We start from the raw sequence: 25,503 nt of genomic DNA, 5'->3' as shown, positions 1-25,503 counted from the left end.
CGTCGACGCGGACTGAATCATTTTTTACGCCGGGCGGCGCACGTTCTCATAATGACCGCCTACGACTACGACGATCTCGGCCTCGTCGCGGGGCTGGAAATCCACCAGCAACTCGACACTGCGACGAAGCTGTTCTGTCAGTGTCCGACCGACGCCCGCGACCCCGAGTCGGCGACGCGCTCGTTCACGCGCTATCTCCACCCGACGAAGAGCGAGCTCGGCGAGCTCGACGAGGCCGCCCTCGAAGAGAGCCGCGTCGACCGCGAGTTCGAGTACCTCGCGTACGATTCGACCTGCCTCGTCGAGGAAGACGACGAGCCGCCGCACCGACTCGACGCCGAAGCCCGCGAAGTCGTGCTGCAGATCGCGAACCTGCTCGATATGGAACCGGTCGATCAGGCGCACGTGATGCGGAAGCTCGTCATCGACGGCTCGAACACCTCCGGGTTCCAGCGGACGTCGCTCATCGCCCAGGACGGCGAGATCGAGACGAGCGACGGCCCCGTCGGCGTCGAAGACCTGATGCTCGAAGAGGAGTCCGCCCAGCGGGTCGAAGAGCGCGACGACGGCGTCACGTTCTCGCTGGACCGACTCGGCGTCCCGCTCGTCGAGATCGGTACGCGCCCCGACATCGACTCGCCCGAACAGGCGCGGGAAGCCGCCGAAACGATCGGGATGCTCCTCCGCTCGACGGGCGCGGTCAAGCGCGGGCTGGGGACGATCCGCCAAGACGTGAACGTCTCGATCGCCGAGGGCGCGCGCGTCGAGATCAAGGGCGTGCAGGCGCTCGATCAGATCGACGAGATCGTCCGACGGGAGGTCGGCCGGCAGGTCGCACTGCTCGACATCCGCGAGGAGCTGGCCGAGCGCGACGCGAGCGTCGGCGACGCGGTCGACGTTTCCGAGGTGTTCGAGGGCACCGATTCCGGCGTCATCGACGGCGCGCTCTCGGGGGGCGGGACGGTGATGGCCGTCCCGCTGTACGGATTCGACGGTCTCGTCGGCCGCGAGATCCAGCCCGACCGCCGCCTCGGGACCGAGCTGTCCGACCACGCCAAGCGCCACGGCGCGGGCGGCATCTTCCACACCGACGAACTGCCCGCCTACGGCGTGACCGAGGCGGAGGTCGAAGCGCTGCGCGAGACGGTGGACGCGGACGACGGGGACGCCGTCGCCATCGTCGCCGACGACACGGAGACCGCGGAGTTGGCCATCGAGGCGGCCGCCGATCGCGCGCGGACGGCGCTCGCGGGCGTTCCCGAGGAGACCCGCGGTGCCAACGACGACGGCACGACGCGGTACCTCCGCCCGCTCCCGGGCGCGGCGCGGATGTACCCCGAGACCGACGTGCCGCCGGTCGAACTCGACCCCTCGGAGGTCGAGACGCCGGAGCTCCTGACCGAGAAGGTCGACCGGTACCAATCGGAGTTCGACCTCGACGCCGGACTCGCAGAGCAGGTCGCGTACGGTCGTCGGATGCCGCTGTTCGAGCGCGCGGTCGACGACGGCATCGACGCGACGTTCGCCGCGGGCCTGTTGGAGTCGACGCTGACTGAGCTCCGCCGCGACGGCGTCGCCGTCGAGAACCTGACCGACGAGCAGCTGCTCGCGGTGATGCACCTCGTCGAGGACGGCGAGTTGGCCAAGGAGGGCGTCGGCGACGTGCTCTCGACGCTGGCGGAGAACCCCGAGATGAGCGCCTCTGCGGCGGTCGAAGAAGCCGGCCTCTCCGGAGTCTCCGAGGACGACGTTCGCGAGGCCGTCGTCGAGGTCGTCGAGCGCAATTCCGAACAGGTCGAAGCGGAGGGAATGGCCGCCTTCTCGGGCCTGATGGGCGAGGCGATGGGTGCGCTCCGCGGGAAGGCTGACGGCGAGATCGTCAGCGACGTGCTCCGCGAAGAGATCCAAAAGCGGACCTGATCGTTGAACCTCAGCGTCCGTCCGATTACGCGGAGTGATAGCTGGCACCAAACGGTTTTATCCGCTCTCTCCGCCGGGACGGTATGGCTGGGGCGACTAACGCGGATGGGGGAGTCCGCGGTATAGAGAGCGAAGTCCGACGGAAGATCAGGGATCTCATCAGGTATACGCCGAGCGGGTACTCGATCCCCGAGGAGCGGTGGAAGCGGCGGCATCGGAACATCGTCCTCCTGCTCGTCGCACACATCCCGCTGCTGTTCGCGCTGGGACTGTACCAGGGAACGGACCCGTTCACGGGAGCGACGATCCCCGGGCGGGAGCTCTCACAGATCGTGCTTCGGACCGGCGTTCTCGGCGTGCTCGCACTTCTTTCGAGTTGGCCCCGCTTGGGTCGTCGCAAACGGGCGACGCTCGCGACGGTCGGACTGGCGACTGGGTCTGCGATCTTGGTGTACTTCTCCGGCGGCTACATCGAAGCACACTTTCACTTCTTCGTCGTGATGGGCGTCGTCGCCGTGTACGAGGACTGGCTCCCCTTCCTCGTCGGAATCGTTTACGTGGCGGTCCAACACGGCGTGTTCGGAATGCTGAACCCCGCCGAAGTGTACAACCACGCCGCCGGTGCCAACAACCCGTTCGTGTGGGCGGGCATCCACTCGCTGTTCGTACTCGCGCTCGCCGCCGCGCTGATGACGAACTGGTACTCGATCGAACGCTCCCGCGAGGAGGCAAGAAAGCGGCTCGCAGAGACCGAGGAAGCGGAGGAGTTGAAGGCGAAGGCCGAGGCCCGAGAGCGCGAGGCCGCGCAGTTGAACGAGCACCTCGAAGCGAAAGCGGCCGACTACAGTACCGCGATGGCCCGCGCGGCCGACGGCGAACTGACAGTCCGACTGGACTCCGAGAGCGAGAGCGAGGCGATGGCCGAGATCGCCGCCGCGTACAACGAGATGATCGAGGAGATGGAGACTGCAGTTCGAGACATCCAGTCGTTCACCCGCGAGATGACAGACGCCAGTGAGGAGGCCGACGCCGGGACCGGCGAAGTCAAACGGGCAAGCGAGGAGGTGAGCGAGGCGATCCAAGAGATTTCGAGCGGCACCGATGAACAGCGGGAGATGCTCGAAGAGGTCTACGGGAAGATGACGGACCTCTCGGCGACGATCGAAGAGGTCGCCTCCTCGGCGGAGACCGTCGCACAGACCTCCCACCAGACGGCGCGGGTCGCAGCCGAGGGCGAGGAGACAGCCGAGAGCGCGATCACGGACGCGCGCAGCGGCCAGTCCGCCATCGATTCGACGGTCGATCACGTCGAACGACTCGACGAGCGGATGGACGAGATCGGCGAGATCGTCGAGCTCATCAGCGACGTCGCAGAGCAGACGAACCTGCTCGCGCTGAACGCGAACATCGAGGCCGCGCGCGTCGGTGCATCGGGGTCGGGAGTCACCGGCGACGGGTTCGCCGTCGTCGCCGACGAGATCAAGCAGTTGGCCGAGGAGACCCAAGAGTCCGCGAACGAGATCGAACAACTCATCGACGAGACGCAGGCGCAAACCGCGACGACCGTCGAGGAGGCACAGCGGGCGGAAGAGCACGTGCGCGACGGTGTCGAGGCCGTCGAGGCCGCCGTCGATGCGTTCACGCAGGTCGCCGCGAACGTCGACGAGACCGACAGCGGCATCCACGAGATCAGCGACGCGACGGACGATCAGGCCGTCAGCGCGGAACAGGCGGTCTCGCGGGTCGAAGCCGTCGCCGAGATCAGCAAGACGACGGCGGGCGAGGCACAGAGCGTTTCCGCGGCCGCCGAAGAGCAGGCCTCCTCGCTCGCACAGGTGAGCTCGAACGTCAGGTCCGTCGCCGAACAGGCCGAAGAACTGCAGACGCTCGTCGGGGCATTCGAGGTGAGCGACGGGAGCGACGCGTCGTCGGGGACGGGATCGGTGCCGCAGCGACCGAGTGAAAGCCCGGAGTCCGACGTGGCGTTCGGCGACGGCGGACGGTTCGAGTTCGAGTAGCCGCGTTCTTTCCTGTCGACTAGTCGTTCGGACTCTCGCGCACTTCTTCGGGCTCTTCGTCCACGTGATCGCCGAACGTTCGATCCTCCAGCAGGTCGTTCGCGCGCCTGAAAATACCGGTGAGCGTGGTGATTTCGCGCTCGGTGGGGTGTGCGCGCCCGAGGAGACGACGCATCATCACCGACGTCTTCTCGCGTTTGTGCTCGCGGCCGTCGATCGAGCGGTGGAACGTCTCGAAGAAGTCGTAGAAGCGGTCGATGTCGGCCTCGGCGGCGCGCTCGCGTTCGACGTCCGGAAGCTGGTACTCCTCAACGGTCAGCGGTCGGAGTTCGTAAAAGAGGATCGTCGCGGCCTGTCCGAGGTTCAAGACCGGGTACTCGCCGCTCGCCGGGATCGAACACACTTCGTCGAGCCGTTCGAGTTCCTCGTTGTCGAGGCCTGTCCCCTCGCGACCGAACACCAGCGCCGTCCGCGTTTCGACCGTTTCGAGGCTCTCGCGCACCTCGACCGGCGTCTTGAACGGAAAGCGGACGTGTTTTCGACTATCTTCGTTGGTGATCGCCGTCGTCCCGATCGTATGGTAGTCGTCGACGACTTCATCGAGCGTCACCTCCTCGGCGTTCGGTAGCACGTCCTCGCGAGCGTGTCCGGCGAAGCCGTACGCGTCACTGTCTCTGGAGAGTTCCGGCGGGTCGACGAGCTTCAGTTCTGAGAGCCCGAAGTTCTTCATCGCGCGAGCGATCGTACCGATATTTCCGGGCGTCTCGGGTTCGACGACGACGACGACCGGCTTTCGGTTTCGCGCGTCGGGGTCAGAGGGGTCCGAGTCAGCGGCCGACATCTACTTTGTTGGATACTCTCGGCCGAGGTCGACGTCACCGAGCGAGGGCGAGTCGTCCTCGTCGTCGACGGTCGTGATCTCCCCGGTCCGGAGGTCGATCCGCTTGCGCTCGCCCTCGTACTCTTCGTTGAGTCGTCGATTCAGTTCGGCGGGGTCCGGCGGCGTCGGGAGCGTGTCGGGGTCGGTGTCGACGTGTTCGAGCCCGCCGTAGCCGTCGGGCGCGCGGTCGCCGTCGAGGAACCACTCGTGGAACTGATCTCGAAAGGTTTCGGTCCCGGCGGCTTCGGAGCCGTCTTCCTCGCGGAACCAGTAGAGGAAGTCGGCCTCGTGCTCCGAGCAGAGGAGTACCTCCTCCATCGGCTCGCCGTAGACGATCTCCGCCTGATTGCAGCGGCGCTTCTCGGCTTCGCCGTGGAGCAGGTAACACGCGTCGCAGGGCTTCTCCTGCAGATAGGTGAGGCGGATGAGTCGCTTTCGCGTCTCGTCGGTCACCGAATCCAGCGGACGGAACTCCCCCTCGTCGGTGAACACCTCCTTCTCGTCGAATCGCCAGCCGCGGAGACCGATGCTGACTTTGGCCATTAGCGGACGCTAGCGCCCCTGTGAATAAAAAGAGCGTGTCTCGGCGGCCCGGGACCTCAGTGGAGACAAGCGTGCCACTGCGCCTCGGAACGTGCGGCTTTTCCTTCCCCCGCGAGAACGGAGGGGTATGGACCCGAAGCGGGAGCTCACGAGCGTCGATCTGGCCGCCCTCGTCACCGAACTGAACCGGTACGAGGGGGCGAAGGTCGACAAGGCCTACCTCTACGGCGACGACCTGCTCCGCTTCCGGATGCGCGATTTCGACCGCGGCCGGGTGGAACTGTTCCTCGAAGTCGGCGACGTCAAACGGGCGCATCTCGTGGACCCGGAGCGCGTGCCCGACGCGCCCGGCCGCCCGCCGAACTTCGCGATGATGCTCCGGAACCGACTCTCGGGGGCGGATTTCGCGGGCGTCGAGCAGTTCGAGTTCGACCGCATCCTCGTCTTCGAGTTCGAGCGCGACGACGAGAACACCAGACTGGTCGTCGAACTGTTCGGACAGGGCAACGTCGCCGTTCTCGACGAGACCGGCGAGGTCGTCCAGAGCCTCGAAACGGTGCGATTGAAGTCCCGAACCGTCGCGCCCGGTTCGCAGTACGAGTTCCCCGCCTCGCGGCTCAACCCGCTCACCGTGAGCTACGAGGCGTTCGCGCGGAATATGGAGGACTCCGACACCGACGTCGTGCGGACGCTCGCGACGCAGTTGAACCTCGGCGGTCTCTACGCCGAGGAGCTCTGCACCCGCGCTGGCGTCGAGAAGACGACGCCGATCGAGGAAGCCGGCGACGACGAGTATCGGGCGCTCCACGGGGCGATCGAGGAACTGCGGACGCGACTCCGATCCGGCGACTTCGACCCGCGCGTCTACACCGACGACACCGACGGAGCGGGCGGTGCCGACACTTCTGACGACGACGGCGCGGTCGTCGACGCGACGCCGTTCCCACTGGAGGAACACGAGCGAAAGGGCCTCAACAGCGAGGCCTACGACACGTTCAACGACGCGCTCGACGAGTACTTCTTCCGGCTGGAACTCGACGACGGGGAGGACGCCGAGGAGGCCGGCAGCAGTCGGCCGGATTTCGAGGCCGAGATCGAGAAGAAAAAGCGGATCATCGACCAGCAGGAGGGCGCGATCGAGGGCTTCGAGCAGCAGGCCGAGACCGAGCGCCGTCGCGCCGAGTTGTTGTACGCGAACTACGACCTCGTCGACGAGGTGCTCTCGACCGTTCGGGAGGCGCGAGAGAGCGGCGTGCCGTGGGACGAGATCCGCGAGACGCTGGCGGCGGGAGCCGAACAGGGCATTCCGGCGGCCGAGGCGGTCGTCGACGTCGACGGCGCGGACGGAACCGTCACTATCGAAATCGATGGGATCGAGATCGAAGTCGTCGTCGATACCGGCGTCGAGAAGAACGCCGATCGGCTCTACACCGAGGCCAAGCGGATTGAGGAGAAGAAGGAGGGCGCACTCACCGCCATCGAGAACACTCGCGAGGAGTTGGATGCGGTCAAGCGACGCCGCGAGGAGTGGGAGGCCGACGACGAGGACGACGAGGACGACGAAGCTGGCGCGGACGACGAGTTCGAAGACCGCGACTGGCTCTCGATGGAGTCGATTCCGATTCGGAGCTCCGAGCAGTGGTACGAGCGCTTCCGGTGGTTCCACACCTCCGACGGATTTCTCGTCATCGGCGGGCGCAACGCCGACCAGAACGAGGAGATCGTCACCAAGTACCTGAACAAACACGACCTGTTCTTCCACACGCAGGCGCACGGCGGACCGGTGACGATCGTGAAGGCGACGGGGCCCTCCGAGCCGTCCGAGGCCGTCGAGTTCCCCGAGTCGACGAAGGAAGAAGCCGCGCAGTTCGCCGTGTCGTACTCGTCGGTCTGGAAGCAGGGCCGCTTCGCCGGCGAGGCGTATCTGGTCACGCCCGATCAGGTCTCGAAGACGCCAGAATCGGGCGAGTACATCGAGAAGGGGTCGTTCGTCATCCGCGGCGACCGGACCTACTTCAGAGACGTCGCCGCGGAGGTCTCGATCGGCATTCAGTGCGAAGGCGAGACGCGCGTGATCGGCGGACCGCCCGCGGCGATCGACGAGCGCGTGGCGACGTCGATCACGGTTCGACCGGGGCGCTACGCCCAGAACGACGCCGCGAAGATGCTGTATCGGAAGTTCCGCGACCGATTTGCCGATCAGAAGTTCCTCCGGAAGGTCGCGACACCCGACAAGATCCAAGAGTTCCTTCCGCCGGGCGGAAGCGAACTGGTCGACGAATAGCGGCGCGGGACCGTGAACAGACTTCGTACGGTATCCGTACGAGTCGGTATGTAGTATATGTTTATCTCCGATGACGACGTATGAGATACCCTGAGCGAACTCAGCCGTCGCGGCGTTTGACGGCCCGCTCGGTGAATACAATGATACAAGAGTCGTTACAATACCTTCGCACAGACGAGGATCGGTGGGTCAGAACCGTCCTCATCGGTGGTATCCTCAGCCTGCTGAGCGCCCTCGTCGTTCCGATGTTCCTCGTGCTCGGCTATCTGGTCCGGGTCGTCCGTGGAACGATGCACGATGACGATCGCCCGCCGGTCTTCGACGAGTGGGGTAACCTCCTCGTCGACGGCGTAAAGGCGTTCGTCGTCGCGTTCGTCTACGGGCTCGTCCCCGGGATCATCGCCGCGGTCGTCATCGGCGGGGGGATCCTCTCCTTCGTCGTCGGCGGCGGTTCCGAGTCCGGGAGCCTCATCGGCCTCGGGATGGTCGGCGTCCTCCTCGGGAGCCTGCTCGCGCTCGTGCTGAGCCTCCTCGCGGCGTACGTCATCCCCGCGGCCATCGCGGCGTTCGCCGAGACCGACCGGATGGGTTCGGCGTTCTCGGTCGGTGAGCTCCGCCCCGTCCTCACGTCGGGCACCTACGCCACCGCGTGGGTGTCGGGCATCGCGGTCCTGTTCGGGGCCGGGCTGATCGCCGGGGTCCTGAATGCGATCCCGATTCTCGGACAGATCGCCACCGCCTTCCTCGGCTTCTACGCCGCGGTGTCGGCGTACTACCTGATCGGTCACGCGTGGGGCGAACTCCGCGAGGTCGAGGTGGCTGAACACGACGACGCGATGGGGGAGTCGCCCGCGGTCTGAGCGCACTCGTCGCTTCGCGGAACGGTTATTTTCGTCCCGTTCCCGTCGTAGGACGATTATTCGTATTGATTGTCGCAAGAGTTACCTGTCAGGGTGCAGTGGGTCGAGTCGATGCTCGCAGATGCCCTCTCGTACCCGCTCGACGGTGATAGTTGGATCCGAACGGTCCTTATCGGCGGCTTACTGAGCCTTTTAACCGTGTTCGTGATCCCGATATTCTTCCTTCAAGGATACTACGTTCGCGTGCTCCGCGGCGTGACAAACGACGACCCCAATCCGCCGGAGTTCACCGACTGGACTGACCTCCTCATCGACGGCCTGAAACTGTTCGCGGTGAACATCGTCGTCGGACTGATAGTCTTCCTCGCGATGGGAGTCGTCGCGGTGATCTTCGGAGCCGGATCGCTGCTCTCGGCGGGCGGAGCCGGCGGTGATCCGGGTGCCGCCGTCGGCGGCGTCTTCGGAGCGCTCGGCATCGTCGGGTTCCTGCTTTTCATCGCGTTCGCGCTGCTTCTCGGCTACGTCGCGCCGGGGATGTTCGCTAACTTCGCCCGCGAGGACTCCATCGCCGCGGCGTTCGACGTCTCGACGGTCATCGCCGGCGTGACGTCGATCGAGTACCTCACCGCGTGGGTGCTCGCGATCATCGTCGCCCTCGTGCTCGGAACGATCGCGAGCCTTCTCAGCGTCGTCCTCATCGGTATTTTCGCCCTGTTCTACGTGCAGGTCGTGACGTACTACCTGTTCGGGCGCGGTTTCGCCGACGGACTAGCGGAGAAGCGCGGCGACTCGACGGCGACGGCGTACTAGTCGGTCTCGTTTCACTACTGGTTCTGGTTTTATTCGACTTCGGTCGGCCGTGAAACAACCGTTGCGTAGCCGTGCGTACCCAGCTTTTGCCGAGGGCCGGCAAAGCCGGCCCGCAGCGCAAAAGCTGGACCAAAAGTACTGCGAGCCTCCCGCTGGTCGGCTCTTAGCCTCGCCTTCGTCGAGTGAACCGGCGACCGAGCGGCTCGAAGAGCCCGGAAGGTCGCCGGATTCTGGTCTCTCCATTCGCTCAATCGTTGACCTGTAATCCGTCTGTGAATCCGATGAACGACGCTACCCGTTACGCGGAGAAACCGATGAGGAGAAACACGAGCCCGAGAAGAGTAATTACGGCAGCGTATATGTACGTCCACCGATAATGCTTCTGACGAGCCTTTTCGGGGTTCTCTTCCCATTCGTCGCCGGACGTCCACACACCCGACCGCGATATTGGGTCGCTGACAATATAGACGGCAACTCCGAACGATGCGAGTGCGACGCCGATAGCGACCCAGTTCATATTTGTCTTGGGTCGCACCGCGCAAAATCGTTTTCGGGAAACGAAATCTTGTAATGGTGAATCCTCCACCATCGATACTCGCTGGTCGACTTATGATATGCGAGGTACACGGCCTGTACTGAGCGATCCGTGAGCGAGCGGTTCACCGCCGACGAGCGGCCGCAGGCCGCGAGTTCGGCGGCTTTTCCCTCCAGGTTTTTCCGCGGTGGGTTCCCGTAGCGGCGCAACGCGCCGCGAGGAAACCCGCCGCGTCAAAAAGGTGGGATAGCAGCACCTTTCTCCCTCCCCCGATGACCACATCGTATGCGAATTTCGAGCCGCGGCCGCGGCGAGGAGGGTCGCGAGCGGATGACGCTGGTCCCCGAGAACGTCGACGACCTCTGGCACCTCTCACACATCCTCGAATCCGGTGATCGCGTCTCCGGCGACACCACCCGCCGGATCCAGCGCGACGACGAGAACCTCCGCGACACGGGCGGCCAACGCGAACACCTCTTCGTGACGATCGTCGTCGAGGACGTCGAGTTCGCGCGCTTCGCGAACCGCCTGCGCGTCGGCGGCGAGATCATCGACTGCTCCCGGGAGGACCAACTCGGCCACCACCACACGCTGAACGTCGAGGAACACGACGAAATCACCATCGAGAAGCACTTCAAGCCGGATCAGGTCGAGCGCATCGAGGCCGCAGAAGAGGCCGCCGAGAACGCCGACGTCGCCATCGCGACCGTCGAGGAGGGCGAAGCGCACATCCACACCGTCGCGCAGTACGGCACCGAGGAGCGCTTCTCCTTTACCGCGCCGACCGGGAAGGGCGAGTACGCGCGGCCGCGTTCCGAACTGTTCGCCGAGTTGGGTAAGGCGCTCGCGCGGATGGACGTCGACGCGATCATCCTCGCGGGGCCGGGCTTCACGAAGCAGGACGCCCGGGACTACATCGCGGAGAATCACCCCGAAGTCTCGGATCTCATCACCGTCGTCGACACCGCGAGCGTCGGCGACCGCGGGGTTCACGAGGTGCTGAAGCGCGGTGCAGTCGACGAGGTGCAGACTCAGACGAGGATTTCAAAGGAGGCCGAACTGCTCGACGACCTGATGGAGGGTATCGCGACCGGCGAGAAGGTCGCCTACGGGATCGAGGAAGTCTCCGAGGCCGCGGAGTTCGGCGCGGTTGAAACGCTGCTCGTCGTCGACGACCGCCTCAGACAGGAGCGGCAGGGCGACGGCGACTGGGACGTCGACGTCAACGAGGTCATCCAGACCGTCGAACGGCAGGGCGGCGAGGTGACGGTATTCTCCGGCGAGTTCGACCCCGGCCAGCAGTTGCGGAACCTCGGTGGCATCGCCGCGCTGCTGCGGTACCGACTCCAGTAGTCCAATTCCTCTTATCGCCCCTCACGACACGATACTGTCTCTCAAACAACGATTAAGTGCTCGTCTGTCGTCTCAACTGATATGTCGACTGCTGCCTCGTCCTTCTGGCAGGAGTACGATCGCTACCACGACCTCGCGGAGCGGTTCGACCGCAACATCCGGATCACGCATCCCGATTCCCTGACGGGGCGAAGCGGCACCCACAGCTGCGGCTGTTCGCGGTGTGCACGAGCGGTCACGTATTACACGTACGCCGGACCACGACCGTAACTGTGCCGTTAGTCGCCGGTCAGCGCCTCGCTCCCGGGCGCGAAGTCGATCGTCTGTCCCAAGCCCTCCTCGCGGGCCCGCTCGTAGAGAAGCGTCGCGGCCGCGACCGTCTCGATGCCGGTCCCGCCGCTGTCGAATAGCGTGATCTCCTCGTCGGACTGCCGCCCGGGGACGTTGCCGGCGACGATGTCGCCGAGCTCGCCATGGATGTGATCCTCGTCGACGACGCCCTCCTCCAGCGCGTGGAGGAACGACCCGGCGTCTTGCAGGGCCCGCTTTTTCAGGTCCGGAACGTACGTCGCCCGCTCGATAGTCGTGGCATCGAGTTCGCGCTTTGCGGGGTCGTACTGGCCCATCGCGGTCACGTGCGTCCCGGGTTCGAGCGCGTCGCCGTCGAACACCGGCTCGTCGGCGTTGGTGGCAGTCACGACGACGTCAGCGTCCTCGATGGCCGCGGCGGCGGAGGCGACAGCGGCGACGCTGGCGCCGAGGCGGCGGTCCATCTCACCCGCGAACGACTCGCGGTGCTCTTTCGTCGGCGAATACACCCACACCGTCTCTAGGTCACGCACCGTCGCCAACGCGCGCAACTGACCGCGTGCCTGCGGTCCGCTGCCGATGATCGCCGCCGACGTGGCGCCCGCTCTCGCCAACTCGTCGGCCGCGACCGCGCCCGTCGCACCCGTCTTGAACGGGTTCATACTCGCACCGTCGATCATCGCGATCGGTGCGCCCGACTCGGCGTCGAAAAGCGGAGTCGTGAACCACGCGTCTTTCGCCCCGAAGCCCGCGGAGTACAGATAGCCGCCCATCGTGCCCGTCTCCGGGAGCACGGCCGCGTAGGTCGTGAGAAAGCCCGGCGGATCGGCGTTCGTGAGCTTCGTTCGCGGCTCGGCGGGCGCGCCGTTGCCGCGCTGTCGATAGCCCTCGCGGACGGCCGAGACGAACTCTCCGGGCGTCGCGAGCCCGTCGACGTCGGCGCTCGTCAGGAACAGCGTCTCTGTCATACGAGCGGATTCGACGGCCAACAGTAAGAACGTGCGGGGCTCGGACGGTCGGGGTCACACGAAATTGGTCGGGTCGAAACGAAGCGAAAGCAGACGAGTCGAAACGAAGCGAAAACGGGGAGTTCAGTCCGCGTTCTGCAGTTGGGTGGGGCCGCTCGTGTCCATCGTCTCGGCGACCGCGTGTGCGGGAGAGCTGCCGTTCACGGGCGCGCGGACGAACAGAGCGTGACCGACGATGACCGCGGCGACGGCGGCCGCGATGGGGACGGCCTGCGTGAGCGAGAGGCTCGTCTGTACGAGTCCACCGGTGAGACCGAAGAGTGTCAGTGGGATCAGGCCGAGAACGTAGTCGTAGTACCCTGTCATAATATACTACATACTACGGGAGTACGCCATATAATTGTTTTCCATCAATGACTGATATATGTGGCATCACAGCGGTAAATGATACCCATAACTTATGGCTGAATTTCCGTGCGTGGGTCCCTCTCGCACGGAAAAATGGCAAAAGATGGTGGTAAATCCGTTCGAGGGTCGTCCGAGATCGGAGTGTTGAACTGCGTCTGTTCGGATGTTCGAACGTGAACTCGAACGATCGGTCGATCGTCGCGTTGGTGTCGTTGGCCCACGGGATGGTCCACACCTACGAGCTTTCGATACCGATCTTCGTATCGATCTGGTTGACCGAGTTCGACGTGTTGTCGCTCGGCATCACGGAAATTCCCGTCACACAGGCGACGCTGGGCCTGATCGTGACGGTCGGCTACGGCTTGTTCGGCGTCGGCGCGCTCCCGGGCGGCGTGCTCGTCGACCGCATCGGCTCCGATCGGCTCATCACGCTCTGTCTGTTCGGAATGGCGGGTTCGTTCGTCCTCCTCGGTCTCTCGCCGAATCTGCTGGTCGTCGCCGTCGCGTTGCTCCTCTGGGGCGTCGCCGCGAGCGTCTATCACCCGGCAGGACTCACTCTCCTCTCGAAGGGCGTCTCCGCGCGTGGGACGGGCTTCGCGTACCACGGCATCGCCGGAAACGTCGGGACGGGGCTCGGCCCGCTCGCGACCGCCATTCTCCTGCTGTTCGTCGACTGGACCGTCGTGGCGATGATGCTGGCCGTGCCAGCGCTCGTCGCCGGCGTATACGCGATGCGCGCGGAGTTCGACGAAACGGCCGCCGTCGACGCCGCGACGACCCGAAACGACGGTGGGGACGGCGAGGACGGAGGCGACGACAGGGGGTCGACGAACGTCCGCTCGCTGGCCGAGTTCGTCACCGAGTCTCGACGGCTGTTCGTCGGCGGCTTCGCACTCGTGTTCGTGGTCGTGATGGCGTCGGGGTTGTACTACCGCGGCGTGCTCACCTTCCTGCCGAACCTCCTCGAATCGCTCCCGGGATTCGAACCCATCCCGCTGACATCCGTGCTCCCCGTCGAGGTGACAGACGCCCTCGGCGTCGAGGCGGGATCCGACCGCGCGATCAACCCCGAGCGGTACTTCTACTCGGGGCTGTTGATGATCGGCGTGCTGGGTCAGTACATCGGGGGGAAGCTCAGCGACCGCATTCCGGTCGAGGCCGGACTCGTCGGCGGATTCGGACTGCTGGCCGTGCTCGCGGTCGTCTTCCTCCCGGCCGCGAACGCCGGTCTAACGCCGCTGCTCGTCGTCGGCGCGGTCCTCGGCTGTGCGCTCTTCTTGGTCCAACCGCTCTATCAGGCGACCGTCGCGGAGTACTCTCCGGCGGGGACGCGCGGTCTTTCCTACGGATTCACGTACCTCGGCGTGTTCGGCGTCGGGGCGCTCGGCGGGGCGATCGCCGGCGGCCTCTTGACGTACGCCACGCCAGCGGTGTTGTTCGCGACGCTGGCGGGGTTCGGTGCGGTCGGGTCCGGCGTCGGTCTCTACCTGCTGCGGCGTCGTCGCGGTCGACGAAACTGACGCGCCCGCGAACCTACCCGAAGAGTCGGAAGAAGAGCCAGCGGCCGACGACCAGCGCGACCCCGCCGGTGAGGAATATCACGACGCCGAACGAGAGCTGAAACCCCCCCGGGAACAGCGGGGACGCGCGGAGTACGAACCCGATGATCGCCGCGGGGACCCACGCCCGGATCGCGAGCGGAATCGCGGACTTCGAGGACTCGGCCGCCCCGGCGGAGTACGCGCCGATGAGCGGTGCTGCGACCACCCAGCCGACGAGGAACGGGACGAGGGTCAAGAGCCACGCGACCGGTGCGGTCGAGAGGTACTCGACCCCGTTGTGGTTGATGACGCCGATCGTGAGCACGGCCGCGAGCGCCAGCACGTCGACGACGGCGAGCGGCGCGGCGCTGGCGTCGATACGTCGCGAGAGGAACGACTCCTCAGAGGGTGACATACACGGGCATTCGGACGCATCCTAAAGGCTTTCTCGAATTTCGACCGCGGTGTCCCGTCGTCGACCCGCGTCGCTCCGAGAAACACGCTCGACTCGAACGACGGCCTATTTCCGCGGAACCCGCCCGACAACGACGTACTCGAACCCCTCGCGGACGATCCGCGATTCGAATCCCGCGTCAGACAGCGCCGCGCAGAGCTCTTCGGGCGTCCAGAACGTCGAGTCGAACCCGATGGCCCGCTCGCCGGCGACTAACGCGCTCCCGAGCAGCGTCCGCGGATGGAACTCTTGGACGACGAGAACGCCGCCGGGAGTGATGACGCGCGCGGCCTCGCGCAGGCCCGCCTCGGGATCCGGAAGGTGATGCAGCGCGTCGACGACGACTGCGGCGTCGACGGCGTCCTCGGCGACGGGAAGACGGCCGACGTCGCCTCGGACGACCTCGTGGCCCGCGTCGCGGGCGCGGGCGAGCATCCCGGCGGAGATATCGACGACCACGGGGTCGAAGCCGACCCCTCGGAATCCGTGCGAGGCCCGCCCCGTCCCGCCGGCGAGATCCAGCACCCGCTCGATCGGTCGGTCGGCGAAGGCGAACCCGTCGCGGAGCGGCCGCACCCGCGCGGGCGGCATCGCGAGGTCGTAGAGCCGCGCCAGTCGATCGAAGAAGCGGACGTCGCCGGGACCGAAGCGCGAGGCCATACCAGCCGTACGATCCCGAGCGAAAAGGGCCTATCGAACCACTCGACTCTTGGGTTTCCCCGACGTATCGCGTCCCGATGGAGTTCGTCGTGCTCGGGTGGCCGCCCGACGGGCCAACGCTCCGGTTGGATTACCGGCGTTTCGCCTACGCGGGGAAGTTCGTGATGTCGAACACGGGGAAAGCCGTCGTCCGCGAGTCCGACGTCGGTGTCGCCGGGGCCGACGCGGGAGCGACTGCAGTTATCGCCGACGATGACGCTGCAACCGAGGGCGACTACGATACCGACATCGTGGCTGCGCTCGCGTTCAACGCGGACCGGACCGACGGATCGATCCTCTGGTACCGCTACGTCACCGTTCGATCCGACGCCAAGGGGTCGCTGTTGGGGCCGAAACTGGCGGCGTTCGTCGCCCCGCGCGCGGCCGATCGCGGCTACGAGCGGCTCAGAATCGCCGTCAACAACCCCTTCGCCTACGAGGCGATGTACAAGGCGGGGTTCGCGTGGACGGGCGAGGAGACGGGGGTGGCGGAGCTGGTGCTCGAACGGCCCGCGAGTCTGGACGTCGCGTCGGCGACGCCCGAATGCGACCCGATGAGGGCGTATCAGTCCGGACTCGACCGCTACCGAGCGCGGGACCTCGGCGACCCCGAGGCGTCGTTCCTCCGCGAGCGCGTCGGGGCGGATCCGCCCGCTCTGTGCGACGTCCCCGGCGCGTGACAGCGCGGTCGGGGCGGGACAGTAACCCCGAGCATTAAATCGCCCCGATACCCACGTCACACCAATGGGAAACGCAGATCTACGGAGTCTCGCCGCGCTGTCTGAGGTCTCCTTCGAGGAGATCGCCGGGAGCGTCGTCGCCGTCGACGCGCACAACTGGCTGTACCGCTACCTGACGACGACGGTCAAGTTCACGCGCGAGGAGGCGTACACGACCGAGTCGGGCGAGGAGGTCGCGAACCTTCTCGGACTCGTGCAGGGACTGCCGAAGTTCTTCGAGCACGACCTCGTTCCCGTGTTCGTCTTCGACGGCGGCGTCACCGAACTCAAAGACGACGAGGTGGCCGAGCGCCGCGCCGCCAGAGAGAAGGCCGAGGAACTGAAAGCCGACGCCGAAGAGCGCGGCGACGCGGTCGCCGCCGCCCGGCTCGAGGCCCGAACGCAGCGATTGACGGACGTGATCCACGAGACGACGCGCGACCTGCTCGACCTGCTCGACGTACCGATGATCGAGGCCCCCGCGGAGGGCGAAGCGCAGGCGTCGCATATGGCGCTCCGCGGTGACGTCGACTACGTCGGCAGCGAGGACTACGACACGCTGCTGTTCGGCGCGCCCTACACGCTCCGGCAACTCACCTCGAAGGGAAACCCGGAGTTGATGGACCTCGAAGCGACGCTCGCCGAGCACGAGATCACCCGCGAACAGCTCGTCGACGTGGCGATCCTCTGTGGAACGGACTTCAACGAGGGGCTCTCGGGCGTCGGCCCGAAGACGGCGCTCTCAGACGTGCGCGAGCACGGCGACCTCTGGGCCGTCCTCGACGCGCGGGAGGCGTACATCGAGAACGCCGACCGCGTCCGCGAACTGTTCCTCGATCCGCCGGTGACGGACGACTACGCGTTCGACACCGACATCTCGCCCGACATCGACGCCGCGCGGGCGTACGTCGTCGACGAGTGGGGCGTCGCCGCCGACGAAGTCGACCGCGGCTTCGAGCGCATCGAGTCCTCGCTCGTTCAGACGGGCCTCGACGAGTGGACCTGATTGCGATTCCGAATCGGGGCGTCGAAATCGACCCGGACTGCCCACGTCGCCAGCGATACCGCAGGCGCGAATCGACTCGAACTCCGCGGATAACTCAAACGCGCGTTCGACCTATCCGAACCAGTATAACGGCCTCGTTCGTACCCCGAGACGATGCGTCGTCGCCGCTTCCTCTCGACCCTCCCGGCGGTCTCTCTCGCGCCGCTGACTGGCTGCCTCTCGCTGTCGTCGACAAGTGAAACGACTGACTCTCCGACTCCCTCGCCGCTGCCGGAGAGCGGCGACGGGGCGCTCTCGGAGTTCGACGCGGGGGACCCGTTCGAGACGCGGCGCGTCGGTCAGGCGTCGGCGTCGACCTCTCACCGGGCGGTGGTCTGGAACGACGACTCGGACCGGCGAGCGGTCAGCATCCGACTCTCCCGCGTCGACATCGACGCCGAACCCGACACCAACACCGTTGTCGAGGAATCCCCGACGTTTCCGGCCTACGGCGTATTCCGCATCGACGTGTTCCGGCCGTCCGACTACGTCCTCGCGGTCGATCCGCCGACGGCGGAGAGACGCCGTCTCGGAATCCGCGAGGACTTCGTCGACTGCAACGAGTCGGCCACGCACGTCGCGGTCCGCCCCGACGGCAGCGTGCGAGCCCGCGTCGTTTCGACGGCCGTTGCGTGCGCCGACGAGTATTCCGCCACAGCGACGGAGACCGACGCCGCGCAGACGAGCCACGGGACTGGAACCGCCGACGCGGTGTCGGAATCGCGGACGGAGTCAGCAACGCTGCGGTGACGGGGCGATTCGAGCCGACCCTGCCGCACGGTAGATTTTTGTCTCGTCGCGACCCCCGTTCGGTATGTCCGTTCTCGGGATGGGCCGCTCGCGGCTCTCGTGGTGGGCAGTCGGGCTCGCCCTCGGAGCGGCGCTGTCGTTCGTCATCTACTCCTTTATCGGAACGTTCGTCTTCGGACTCTTCATCTACTACGCGACGCGACCGATCTACCGGCGGATCAAGACGCGGATCCGACCGCCCAGCCTCGCCGCGGCGGTCGCGCTCTTCCTGTTGGCACTCCCCGTGCTCGCGCTCGTCACCTACACCGGGGCGATCGCCGTGAGCGAGCTCATTCGGCTGACGAACACGGGACTGTTCGACCTCTCGCGGTATCCGATCTCCTCGGAGCAACTGGCGCGGCTAACCGACATCGAGCGGCTCGTCAACCTCGAACTCGAGTCGATCACCGCCGAACGGGCCCAGCAGATGCTCTCGTCGCTCGGATCGGCGACCGACGTTCTCGGCTTTATCGGCATCGGGCTCGTCCACCTGTTCGCGATGATCGCCCTGGCGTTTTACCTGCTCAGAGACGACCGGAAGCTCTCGCGGTGGGCGCGCGCCCGCGTCGCCGACGACAGAGGCGTGATGGAGGCGTTCCTCGGCGCGGTCGATCGCGACTTCACGAACATCTTCTTCGGGAACATCCTCAACGCGGTGCTCACCGGGACGATCGGCGTCATCGCCTACTCGATATTGAACCTGTTTGCACCCTCCGGCGTGGCGATCCCCGTGGCGGCGCTCGTCGGTCTCTTCGCCGGGGTGGCGAGCCTCGTTCCCGTCGTCGGGATGAAACTCGTCTACGTCCCCGTCGCCATCTATCTCGGCGTCACCTCGTATCTCGTCGATCCGACAACGCTGTGGTTCACCGCGGCGTTCGTCGCCGTCTCGTTCATTCTCGTCGACACGATTCCGGATCTGGTGCTCAGACCGTACGTCTCCGGGCGCAACCTCCACGTCGGCGCGGTCATGATCGCCTACACGCTGGGCCCACTGCTCTTCGGCTGGTACGGGATCTTTCTGGGACCGATCATCCTCGTGCTGGTTGTCAACTTTGCGCGGCACGTGCTGCCGGTGTTGATCGCGCGGGAGTCGCTCGTCCCTTACGCGGTCGATCCCGGTGCCATCGTGTCGGACGACTCCGTTCGTCCGGTGTCTGATCCGGACACGTCTCCGGCAGCAACCGGGTCAGACACCCGCGAGACGGCGGGCCAACGAGAACAGCAGCAGCGCTCGGGACGGAGCGATGAATCGTCGAGAGAGCGCACGGGCACCGAGGCGGACGGCGGAACCGAGACGCGTGATGAGACCGGCGGCTTCGAGTTCGACGGCGATCTCTCCTCGCGCCCTCGATGAGTGGTCTCAGTCGTCGATGCCCTCGAAGGAGACGTTGATGTAGTTGCCTTCCCAGTCCTTTCGCGCCGCGATTTCGCGTCGGCCGCGTCGCGTGAGCGTGTAGTAGTTCGTCCGCCGGTCGCGCTGACCTTTGTCGACGAGCCCCTTTTCGACGAGGGTGTCGAGGTTCGGGTACAGCCGCCCGTGGTGGATCTCCTTTTCGTAGTATTCTTCGAGTTCCTCTTTGATCGCGAGCCCGTGGGGTTCTTCGAGACCGGCGATTACGTACAGCAAGTCGCGCTGAAATCCTGTCAAGTCGTACATTGTAGTATTCTACTTGTATATTAGTGTTCTCCAAAATAAACATATCGACCCGCTGTAGTACGTGGAGCGTTCATTATTGACGGAAAGCGTCGGTATCGGTGGGAGGGCTCTACGCGAATATATCTACCAATTTACCACTCCGTCGTCAGTGTACAAATATGTCTGCGTTGATATATTTCCTACCCGTGACGATGCGGAGACGACTGCACCTCGACACGGTTTCGCCGCTGAAGTCTCGACTCACGTGGCTCTCTACAACAGTGCGCATCGAAAAGGAAGCAAGCCGCGCGAAAACACGCGGATGCTTGCCGCCCTGAATTGGTCCCCGCTGACGCTTCGGCCCTCCAAAGCGAAGCGTCACCCGGAGGTAGCCGACTGCCACACATAAATATATCGGCCACGGCGAGACGGTTCGGTGTCTCGGACGACCGCTGCCGTTCGCGACGCGCTTTTCCGAGTCGGCCCCGAGAATCAGATATGCGAATTCGTGGCCACCGCCGCTGCAAAGAGTGCGAGCGCGAGTGGTCGTACTTCGAGACGGGGACGGTGAACTGCCCCGACTGCGGGAGCCTCCGGAGCGTCGGCGTCGGTGAGCGCGAGCGCCACACCGACAGCGCTGTCACGCTCGATCTGTCTCCGCACCGCGCCGAACTCGACGACAACACCGATCTCGAAGACGTCGCCGAGGAACTGAAGGCGACGCTGCGAGACTACGTCCGACAGCGGGGGTTCGTCCGCGGCGGTGCCCTGCGGCCCGTCGACGACACGGTGCTCGCGGCCGCGGAGCTACTGCACGCCGTCGACGTCTTGGTTCGCGCCCGCGATCCCACCGATGACGCGCGTCTGTACGTCCTCGAACTGCTCCGCGGTGCCGACGACGGCGAGCGGACGGACCCGTCGTCGGTTCCCGACTCGATGACCGCCGCCCGCGGGCTGGCGTACGCCGAGGTCCTTTCGACCTTCTGTAGCGACCTCGGCGCGTGGCTCGACGACCACCCGGACGCGGCCGCGGGCCGCGTCCGTGAGACGCTCGAAACGCACCTTCGACGTATCGAGGCGATTCAGGGAGACGTGCCGGTCGCGGAGTCCGATCGGCTCGTGCGGGCGTCGCGAGATCTCGTCGCCTATCTGACCGAGGACGATGAGACGGCGCTGGTCAGGACCGAAGAGCGGCTCTCGCAGATGGACTGAGCCTGAACAGCGCCTCCGACGACTCGGACGCCTCTGACCGCTCCAATTCCTCCGACGACAACGGTTTTGCCGGGCGGCGACGCACCGTTCTTCCGATGGGAGAGAGATTCGACCAGCACGCGGTCCGGCATCGGATGAAACTGCTCCGCTCGGACGGCGAAGTCACGCTCTACGCGAACCGAGACGACGTCTCCTGTCCCGCTTGTGGTGATCCGTTCGGACGGATTCTCCTCACTGAGCAGCGGTCGCATTCGTTCGACCTTTCCGACGCCGACCGACTCTGCGTGACCCGCGAGTCGGATCGGCTCCTCGTGTGCACACACGGTTGAATCGTGCCCGACTGTACGACTGACGAAGGATCAATCGGGGAGAATAAGATTCGACCGAGGAGAAGAAGAGCCGATCGAGGAGTCAGCCCGACAGCTGATCGGAGACGTGCCGTACCTTTATCGGTTGATGCCGTGCAACTACGTTCGATGGACGTACTTCACGCGGCGCTGAACGTCAGCGATATCGACGCGACGCTCGACTTCTACGAATCGCTTCTCGACCTCGAACGGACGAGGGAGGCCGAATTGGACGGGCAACGGATGGTGTTCGTCGGCAGCGACGGGGGCGCGGAGATTCAGTTCCTCGTGGTCGACGAACCGGTGGATCCCGAGGGGATCGATCACGTCGCTATCGCCGTCGACGACGCCGCGGCGACAGTCGAAAAAGCGCAGGCGGAGTGGGGCAGTACCGTCGTGATGGAGCCGCAAGTCATCGGCGACGAAGTTCGTCTCGCTTTCATCACCGACCCCGAGGGCTATCACGTCGAACTCATCGAGGAACTGGAGTAACGCGGCCGGGGCGACCGACGGCCCTTCCGCACGAGCCTTTTTATCGGAAGGCGAGGCCAACGCCCCCGTGAGTTGAACGTCGACCGCGACGGTCACGGCGGGTGCGCGGCGCGCCGTCGCGGTCCGAGTCGATGCGCCGCCTGTTTGCCCCCGAAACCACGGAAATTCTCCCTTGGAGTCGGTAGTGGCGTCTCCCCTCGGCGTCGGTAGCGACGCCTACCCCTTGATGTTGCAGACCGGGAACGTCCGTGCGACCTTGTCGCCGATGCCCAACTCGTCGGAGACGCGAACCACCTCGTCGATGTCCTTGTAGACGCCGGGTGCCTCCTCGGCGACCGTCGCGCCCGACTGCGCCTTCACGTAGATCTTCTGTTGATCGCGGAGCTCTTCTCGCACTGTCTCGCCCCAGTACTCCTTCTTTGCCCGCGTCCGACTCATCGTCCGGCCCGCGCCGTGGGCCGTCGAGCCGAAGGAGACGTCGAGAGAGTGTTCGCCGCCGCGGAGGACGTACGAGCCCGCACCCATACTCCCGGGGATGATGACGGGCTGGCCCACGTCGCGGTACGCCGCGGGAAGCTCCGGTCGACCCGCGGGGAACGCGCGGGTCGCCCCCTTTCGGTGGACGTAGAGCTCCCGCTCTGCCCGCTCGACCGCTTCGTCGGGACTGGCGGGACGGCCGTCCTCGTCGACGCCGACCTCGTGAATCTCTTTTTTGCCGATGTTGTGCGCGACGTCGTAGAGGAGTTCCATCTCCATTTCCTCCCAGTCTCTGCCGAAGACGCGCTGGAAGACGCGCCGAGTCCGGTGCATGATCAGCTGGCGGTTCACCCACGCGAAGTTGATCGCCGCGCACATCGCGCCGTAGTACTCCTCCGCCAACTCCGAGCCGGCGGGCGCGGCCGCCAACTCCCGGTCCGGGAGCTCCGCGAGGAGGTCGCCGTGGCGCTTCTCGATCTCTCGCAGGTAGTCCGAACAGATCTGGTGGCCGAGTCCGCGGGAGCCGCAGTGGATGAGGACGACGATCTGCTCTTCTTCGAGTCCGAACTCCGCGGCCACTTCCGGACGGTAGATGTCGGTGACCCGCTGGACTTCGAGGAAGTGATTCCCCGAGCCGAGGCTCCCGATCTGGTTCTTCCCCCGGTCTTTGGCCTTCTGTGATACGGCATTCGGATCGGCGTCCGGGCGCATCCCCTCGTCTTCGCAGTGAGCGAGGTCGTCCTCGACGGCGTAGCCGTGTTCGAGCGCCCAGTCGACGCCGCGATCCAGAATCGCTTCGAGCGTGTCGCGATCGGCTTCGACGATGCCACCGCCGCCGAGTCCGGAAGGGATGTTCGCGAAGAGCGTGTCGACGAGTTCCTCCTCGTGACCGACGAGGTCGTCGTACGTCAGGTTCGTCCGCATCATCCTGACGCCGCAGTTGATGTCGTAGCCGATCGCGCCCGGTGAGATACAGCCGGTCTCGACGTCCGTCGCGCCGACGCCGCCGACGGGGAACCCGTAGCCTTGGTGGCCGTCGGGCATACAGATCGCGTGTTCGGCGATCCCCGGGAGATGCGTCGCGTTGCGGAGTTGCTGGAGCGTTTTGTCGCCGCCGATCTGGTCGAGCAGCGCCTCGCTCGCCAGCACCCGCGCGGGGACCCGCATCTCACCGTCGCGCGGAATCTCCCAGACGTACTCGCGGACGCGTTCGAGTCGGATTCCGTCGTATTCGCGGACTTCGCCGCCGCTGTCGTCAGCGTGTTCGGTCATACAACGTGCAACGAGGGCCCGGGAGGAAAGGGTTCCCTTCGGTGCGGCCGATAGACGGACATCGCCGGCCGTCGCGGTCGGTCCGCCGAGTCGTCGGCCGGTTACTCTTGGTAGGCGATCCGGACCTGCTCCCACTTGCCGTTCGATTCCAAGTGCGACTGCAGCGCGTCGGCGTACGCCTGCGTCAGTCGCTCGGCCGCTTCGAGGCGCTCTTGGTCGGACTGTCCGGTGCCGTTCCCCAGACCAAGCGCCCCCTTCAGCGAGTCGAGGATGCCGCTGCCACCGCTCGATTGATCGCCGCCGCCCATCTGCGCCATCTGTTTGCGGACGTTATCCAGCTCCGGCATAATCTGTGGCAGCTTCTCGGTTTCGGCGACAATCCGCGCGTGCTCGGGGTCGTCGGCGTGTTCGATATCTAGTTCGGTCGCCGTCATGATGAGCCCCCACTCCTGACTCGAGAACTCGGAGTGTTCCACTTGGTCGTTGAACTCGCGGTCGACAGCCATTCGATCCCCGACGATGCTGTCGGTCCAGTCTGCCATACCCGTCCGTTGGTCAGTCGACGGTTTGAGCGTTTCCCTCAGATCCGGCGTCGCGTTCGAGGAGTGTGTTTTTACCGACGGGGGACGGGAACTCGGTATGGATCGGTACGATCTCCTCTATCGACTCTACGAGGAGTACGAGACGGACACGCTCCGCGATCTGCAGAACTTCGTCGATCTCTTTCCGCCGGTCGACTCCCGCGTCGCACTCGAGTATTGGCAGGACGCGAGCGACGAGCTCGACGGCCGAAAGCGCGAGATCGCGCAGTCGTTCGCAGCGGGCGAGACGATGGCCGAAATCGCCGCCCGCGCGACGCGCGAGCAGACGTTCTCCGCGCTCGATCTCCACTCGAAGTACGGGCGATCGGTGAACGCGCTCGTCCTCGACGTCGACGAGACGCTCCGTTCTGCGGGTCGAACCGACAACGAGATTCCGCGGGAGACGCTGCACCTCCTGACGGAACTGCACGAAACGGGGATCCCGATCGTGATCTGCACGGGTCAGACCCTCGAAAACGTGAAGGGATTTATGATTCAGGGACTCGGGACAGAGTTGGTCCACTCGGGTTCGTTCAGCATCGTCTACGAGGCCGGGACCGGGGTGTTCACCCCGGGTCACGGATCCGACACGAAGCGACTCCTCTATGAGACGCTCGACGAGGAGATTCAAGAGGTCTTCTCGCTGGTCCGCTCCCGCGTGCTCACCGCCGCCCCGGCGGAGTTGCGACGCTCGCTGCACCTCCAAGGAAACGAGTTCAACGTGACGCTGAAGCCGAACTTCGACGTCGGCAGCGACGCCGCCGAGGAGGTCATCGACGAGGGCCTCGTCTATCTGATCGACCTGCTCGGACAGGCGGTCGTCGAAACCGTCGAGGGCGTCGAGAACGTCGGCATCGAAGCGCGCGACGCACCGGCAGACTCTTCCGGTCGATCGATCGACTGGGCACGCGCGTACTACGCCGCCGCCGACCCGGAAATCGATGCCGTGCTCGCAGAGCAGGATGCGACGCCCGACTGCGACGTCGAGCGAATCCCGACAGAGATCCGATCCCGATTCGACCGCATCGACGTCGCCTATTATCACGCCGACGCCGCGGAGATCGGCTCGCTCGACCTCGATAAGCCGACCGGCGTACAGAGCGCACTCGACGTCTTAGACATCGACGATCCGTTCTGTCTCGTGATGGGCGACAGCAAATCGGACCTCCGGATTATGGAGTGGGCCGAAGCGTCTGACGCGGGGCTCGCGGCGGCACCGGAACACGCCTCCGAATCCGTCCTCGAACACGTCCGCTCGACGGACGAACTGATCTACGACCCCGGTGATGCGGGCTCGATTCTGCGGATTATCTCGGTGCTGAATCAGCTCTCAGAGTGGTAGCAACGGGGG

General features: G+C 65.5%; 26 protein-coding genes. 16 read left to right on the top strand and 10 right to left on the bottom strand.

Going from position 1 to position 25,503, the window contains the following annotated elements; translation table 11 throughout:
- The first annotated feature begins 51 nt into the window (after positions 1-51).
- Positions 52-1,920 (top strand): Glu-tRNA(Gln) amidotransferase subunit GatE, encoded by a 1,869-nt coding sequence (gene gatE / locus U5919_RS07365; RefSeq protein ID WP_336023184.1) that lies wholly within the window; start codon positions 52-54, stop codon positions 1,918-1,920.
- Positions 1,921-2,003: 83 nt separating this feature from the next.
- A complete protein-coding gene (locus U5919_RS07360; RefSeq protein WP_336023183.1) occupies positions 2,004-3,938 on the top strand; it encodes a methyl-accepting chemotaxis protein in 1,935 nt (644 codons plus the stop codon).
- Between the two features lie 19 nt (positions 3,939-3,957).
- On the opposite strand, the gene U5919_RS07355 is transcribed toward U5919_RS07360, so the two are convergent.
- Together U5919_RS07355 and U5919_RS07350 are read right to left on the bottom strand one after the other, a co-directional pair.
- Positions 3,958-4,779 (bottom strand): RNA methyltransferase, encoded by an 822-nt coding sequence (locus U5919_RS07355; RefSeq protein ID WP_336023182.1) that lies wholly within the window; start codon positions 4,777-4,779, stop codon positions 3,958-3,960.
- The gene (locus tag U5919_RS07350; protein ID WP_336023181.1) at positions 4,780-5,361 is read right to left on the bottom strand and encodes a DUF8114 family protein; all 582 of its coding nucleotides are present in this window, start codon (positions 5,359-5,361) and stop codon (positions 4,780-4,782) included. It lies immediately after the preceding gene.
- 127 nt (positions 5,362-5,488) lie between these two features.
- Between U5919_RS07350 and rqcH the strand changes: the two genes are divergently transcribed.
- The 3 genes from rqcH to U5919_RS07335 all read left to right on the top strand — a co-directional run bounded on the left by rqcH (position 5,489) and on the right by U5919_RS07335 (position 9,315).
- The gene (gene rqcH / locus U5919_RS07345) at positions 5,489-7,645 is read left to right on the top strand and encodes a ribosome rescue protein RqcH (RefSeq protein WP_336023180.1); all 2,157 of its coding nucleotides are present in this window, start codon (positions 5,489-5,491) and stop codon (positions 7,643-7,645) included.
- A 140-nt stretch (positions 7,646-7,785) separates the two neighbouring features.
- Complete coding sequence (locus tag U5919_RS07340; RefSeq protein WP_336023179.1) at positions 7,786-8,505, top strand: DUF4013 domain-containing protein; 720 nt, start codon at positions 7,786-7,788, stop codon at positions 8,503-8,505.
- 111 nt (positions 8,506-8,616) lie between these two features.
- The gene (locus tag U5919_RS07335) at positions 8,617-9,315 is read left to right on the top strand and encodes a DUF4013 domain-containing protein (protein WP_336023178.1); all 699 of its coding nucleotides are present in this window, start codon (positions 8,617-8,619) and stop codon (positions 9,313-9,315) included.
- A gap of 298 nt (positions 9,316-9,613) precedes the next feature.
- Here the strand turns inward: U5919_RS07335 and U5919_RS07330 are convergent, their stop codons facing one another.
- The gene (locus U5919_RS07330; RefSeq protein WP_336023177.1) at positions 9,614-9,832 is read right to left on the bottom strand and encodes a hypothetical protein; all 219 of its coding nucleotides are present in this window, start codon (positions 9,830-9,832) and stop codon (positions 9,614-9,616) included.
- A gap of 303 nt (positions 9,833-10,135) precedes the next feature.
- On the opposite strand from U5919_RS07330, the gene U5919_RS07325 reads away from it, so the two are divergent.
- Both U5919_RS07325 and U5919_RS07320 read left to right on the top strand, forming a co-directional pair.
- Complete coding sequence (locus U5919_RS07325; RefSeq protein WP_336023176.1) at positions 10,136-11,203, top strand: mRNA surveillance protein pelota; 1,068 nt, start codon at positions 10,136-10,138, stop codon at positions 11,201-11,203.
- 81 nt (positions 11,204-11,284) lie between these two features.
- A complete protein-coding gene (locus U5919_RS07320) occupies positions 11,285-11,473 on the top strand; it encodes a hypothetical protein (RefSeq protein WP_336023175.1) in 189 nt (62 codons plus the stop codon).
- A gap of 8 nt (positions 11,474-11,481) precedes the next feature.
- Here the strand turns inward: U5919_RS07320 and U5919_RS07315 are convergent, their stop codons facing one another.
- The gene (locus U5919_RS07315; RefSeq protein ID WP_336023174.1) at positions 11,482-12,480 is read right to left on the bottom strand and encodes an ornithine cyclodeaminase family protein; all 999 of its coding nucleotides are present in this window, start codon (positions 12,478-12,480) and stop codon (positions 11,482-11,484) included.
- Between the two features lie 123 nt (positions 12,481-12,603).
- Positions 12,604-12,846: a DUF8015 family protein gene (locus U5919_RS07310; RefSeq protein WP_336023173.1), complete on the bottom strand. Its 243-nt coding sequence runs from the start codon at positions 12,844-12,846 to the stop codon at positions 12,604-12,606.
- Positions 12,847-13,061: 215 nt separating this feature from the next.
- Between U5919_RS07310 and U5919_RS07305 the strand changes: the two genes are divergently transcribed.
- Positions 13,062-14,408 (top strand): MFS transporter, encoded by a 1,347-nt coding sequence (locus tag U5919_RS07305; RefSeq protein ID WP_345786331.1) that lies wholly within the window; start codon positions 13,062-13,064, stop codon positions 14,406-14,408.
- Between the two features lie 13 nt (positions 14,409-14,421).
- Here the strand turns inward: U5919_RS07305 and U5919_RS07300 are convergent, their stop codons facing one another.
- Both U5919_RS07300 and U5919_RS07295 read right to left on the bottom strand, forming a co-directional pair.
- Positions 14,422-14,844 (bottom strand): DUF3054 domain-containing protein, encoded by a 423-nt coding sequence (locus tag U5919_RS07300; RefSeq protein WP_336023172.1) that lies wholly within the window; start codon positions 14,842-14,844, stop codon positions 14,422-14,424.
- Between the two features lie 105 nt (positions 14,845-14,949).
- Complete coding sequence (locus U5919_RS07295; RefSeq protein WP_336023171.1) at positions 14,950-15,543, bottom strand: class I SAM-dependent methyltransferase; 594 nt, start codon at positions 15,541-15,543, stop codon at positions 14,950-14,952.
- A gap of 77 nt (positions 15,544-15,620) precedes the next feature.
- Here U5919_RS07295 and U5919_RS07290 point away from each other — a divergent pair, with 77 nt between their 5' ends.
- From U5919_RS07290 to U5919_RS07275, 4 genes are all read left to right on the top strand, one after another.
- Positions 15,621-16,262 (top strand): GNAT family N-acetyltransferase, encoded by a 642-nt coding sequence (locus U5919_RS07290; RefSeq protein WP_336023169.1) that lies wholly within the window; start codon positions 15,621-15,623, stop codon positions 16,260-16,262.
- A 64-nt stretch (positions 16,263-16,326) separates the two neighbouring features.
- Positions 16,327-17,307, top strand: a complete 981-nt coding sequence (gene fen, locus U5919_RS07285; protein WP_336023168.1) for a flap endonuclease-1 — start codon at positions 16,327-16,329, stop codon at positions 17,305-17,307.
- A 153-nt stretch (positions 17,308-17,460) separates the two neighbouring features.
- Positions 17,461-18,096, top strand: a complete 636-nt coding sequence (locus tag U5919_RS07280) for a hypothetical protein (protein ID WP_336023167.1) — start codon at positions 17,461-17,463, stop codon at positions 18,094-18,096.
- 64 nt (positions 18,097-18,160) lie between these two features.
- The gene (locus U5919_RS07275) at positions 18,161-19,489 is read left to right on the top strand and encodes an AI-2E family transporter (protein ID WP_336023166.1); all 1,329 of its coding nucleotides are present in this window, start codon (positions 18,161-18,163) and stop codon (positions 19,487-19,489) included.
- A gap of 6 nt (positions 19,490-19,495) precedes the next feature.
- Here the strand turns inward: U5919_RS07275 and U5919_RS07270 are convergent, their stop codons facing one another.
- Positions 19,496-19,792 (bottom strand): PadR family transcriptional regulator, encoded by a 297-nt coding sequence (locus tag U5919_RS07270; RefSeq protein WP_144900841.1) that lies wholly within the window; start codon positions 19,790-19,792, stop codon positions 19,496-19,498.
- 477 nt (positions 19,793-20,269) lie between these two features.
- Between U5919_RS07270 and U5919_RS07265 the strand changes: the two genes are divergently transcribed.
- The 3 genes from U5919_RS07265 to U5919_RS07255 all read left to right on the top strand — a co-directional run bounded on the left by U5919_RS07265 (position 20,270) and on the right by U5919_RS07255 (position 21,822).
- Positions 20,270-20,983 carry a DUF7117 family protein gene (locus tag U5919_RS07265; RefSeq protein WP_336023165.1) on the top strand — a complete coding sequence of 238 codons (714 nt, stop codon included), beginning with the start codon at positions 20,270-20,272 and terminating at the stop codon, positions 20,981-20,983.
- Positions 20,984-21,078: 95 nt separating this feature from the next.
- The gene (locus tag U5919_RS07260; protein ID WP_336023164.1) at positions 21,079-21,312 is read left to right on the top strand and encodes a DUF7385 family protein; all 234 of its coding nucleotides are present in this window, start codon (positions 21,079-21,081) and stop codon (positions 21,310-21,312) included.
- A gap of 147 nt (positions 21,313-21,459) precedes the next feature.
- Positions 21,460-21,822, top strand: coding sequence for a VOC family protein (locus U5919_RS07255; RefSeq protein ID WP_336023163.1), 363 nt, complete (start codon positions 21,460-21,462; stop codon positions 21,820-21,822).
- Between the two features lie 216 nt (positions 21,823-22,038).
- Here U5919_RS07255 and U5919_RS07250 read toward each other — a convergent pair whose 3' ends face one another.
- Complete coding sequence (locus U5919_RS07250; protein WP_336023162.1) at positions 22,039-23,571, bottom strand: RtcB family protein; 1,533 nt, start codon at positions 23,569-23,571, stop codon at positions 22,039-22,041.
- A gap of 101 nt (positions 23,572-23,672) precedes the next feature.
- Positions 23,673-24,113, bottom strand: coding sequence for a DUF5799 family protein (locus U5919_RS07245; RefSeq protein ID WP_336023161.1), 441 nt, complete (start codon positions 24,111-24,113; stop codon positions 23,673-23,675).
- A gap of 97 nt (positions 24,114-24,210) precedes the next feature.
- On the opposite strand from U5919_RS07245, the gene U5919_RS07240 reads away from it, so the two are divergent.
- Positions 24,211-25,494, top strand: a complete 1,284-nt coding sequence (locus U5919_RS07240; RefSeq protein WP_336023160.1) for an HAD family hydrolase — start codon at positions 24,211-24,213, stop codon at positions 25,492-25,494.
- The last annotated feature ends 9 nt before the right edge of the window (positions 25,495-25,503 follow it).

This window comes from Halobellus sp. LT62 (assembly GCF_037031285.1).
Lineage (GTDB): Archaea > Halobacteriota > Halobacteria > Halobacteriales > Haloferacaceae > Haloquadratum > Haloquadratum salinisoli.
The sequence above is the reverse complement of the archived record's forward strand: the minus strand, read 5'-3'. Positions and strand labels throughout refer to the sequence as shown.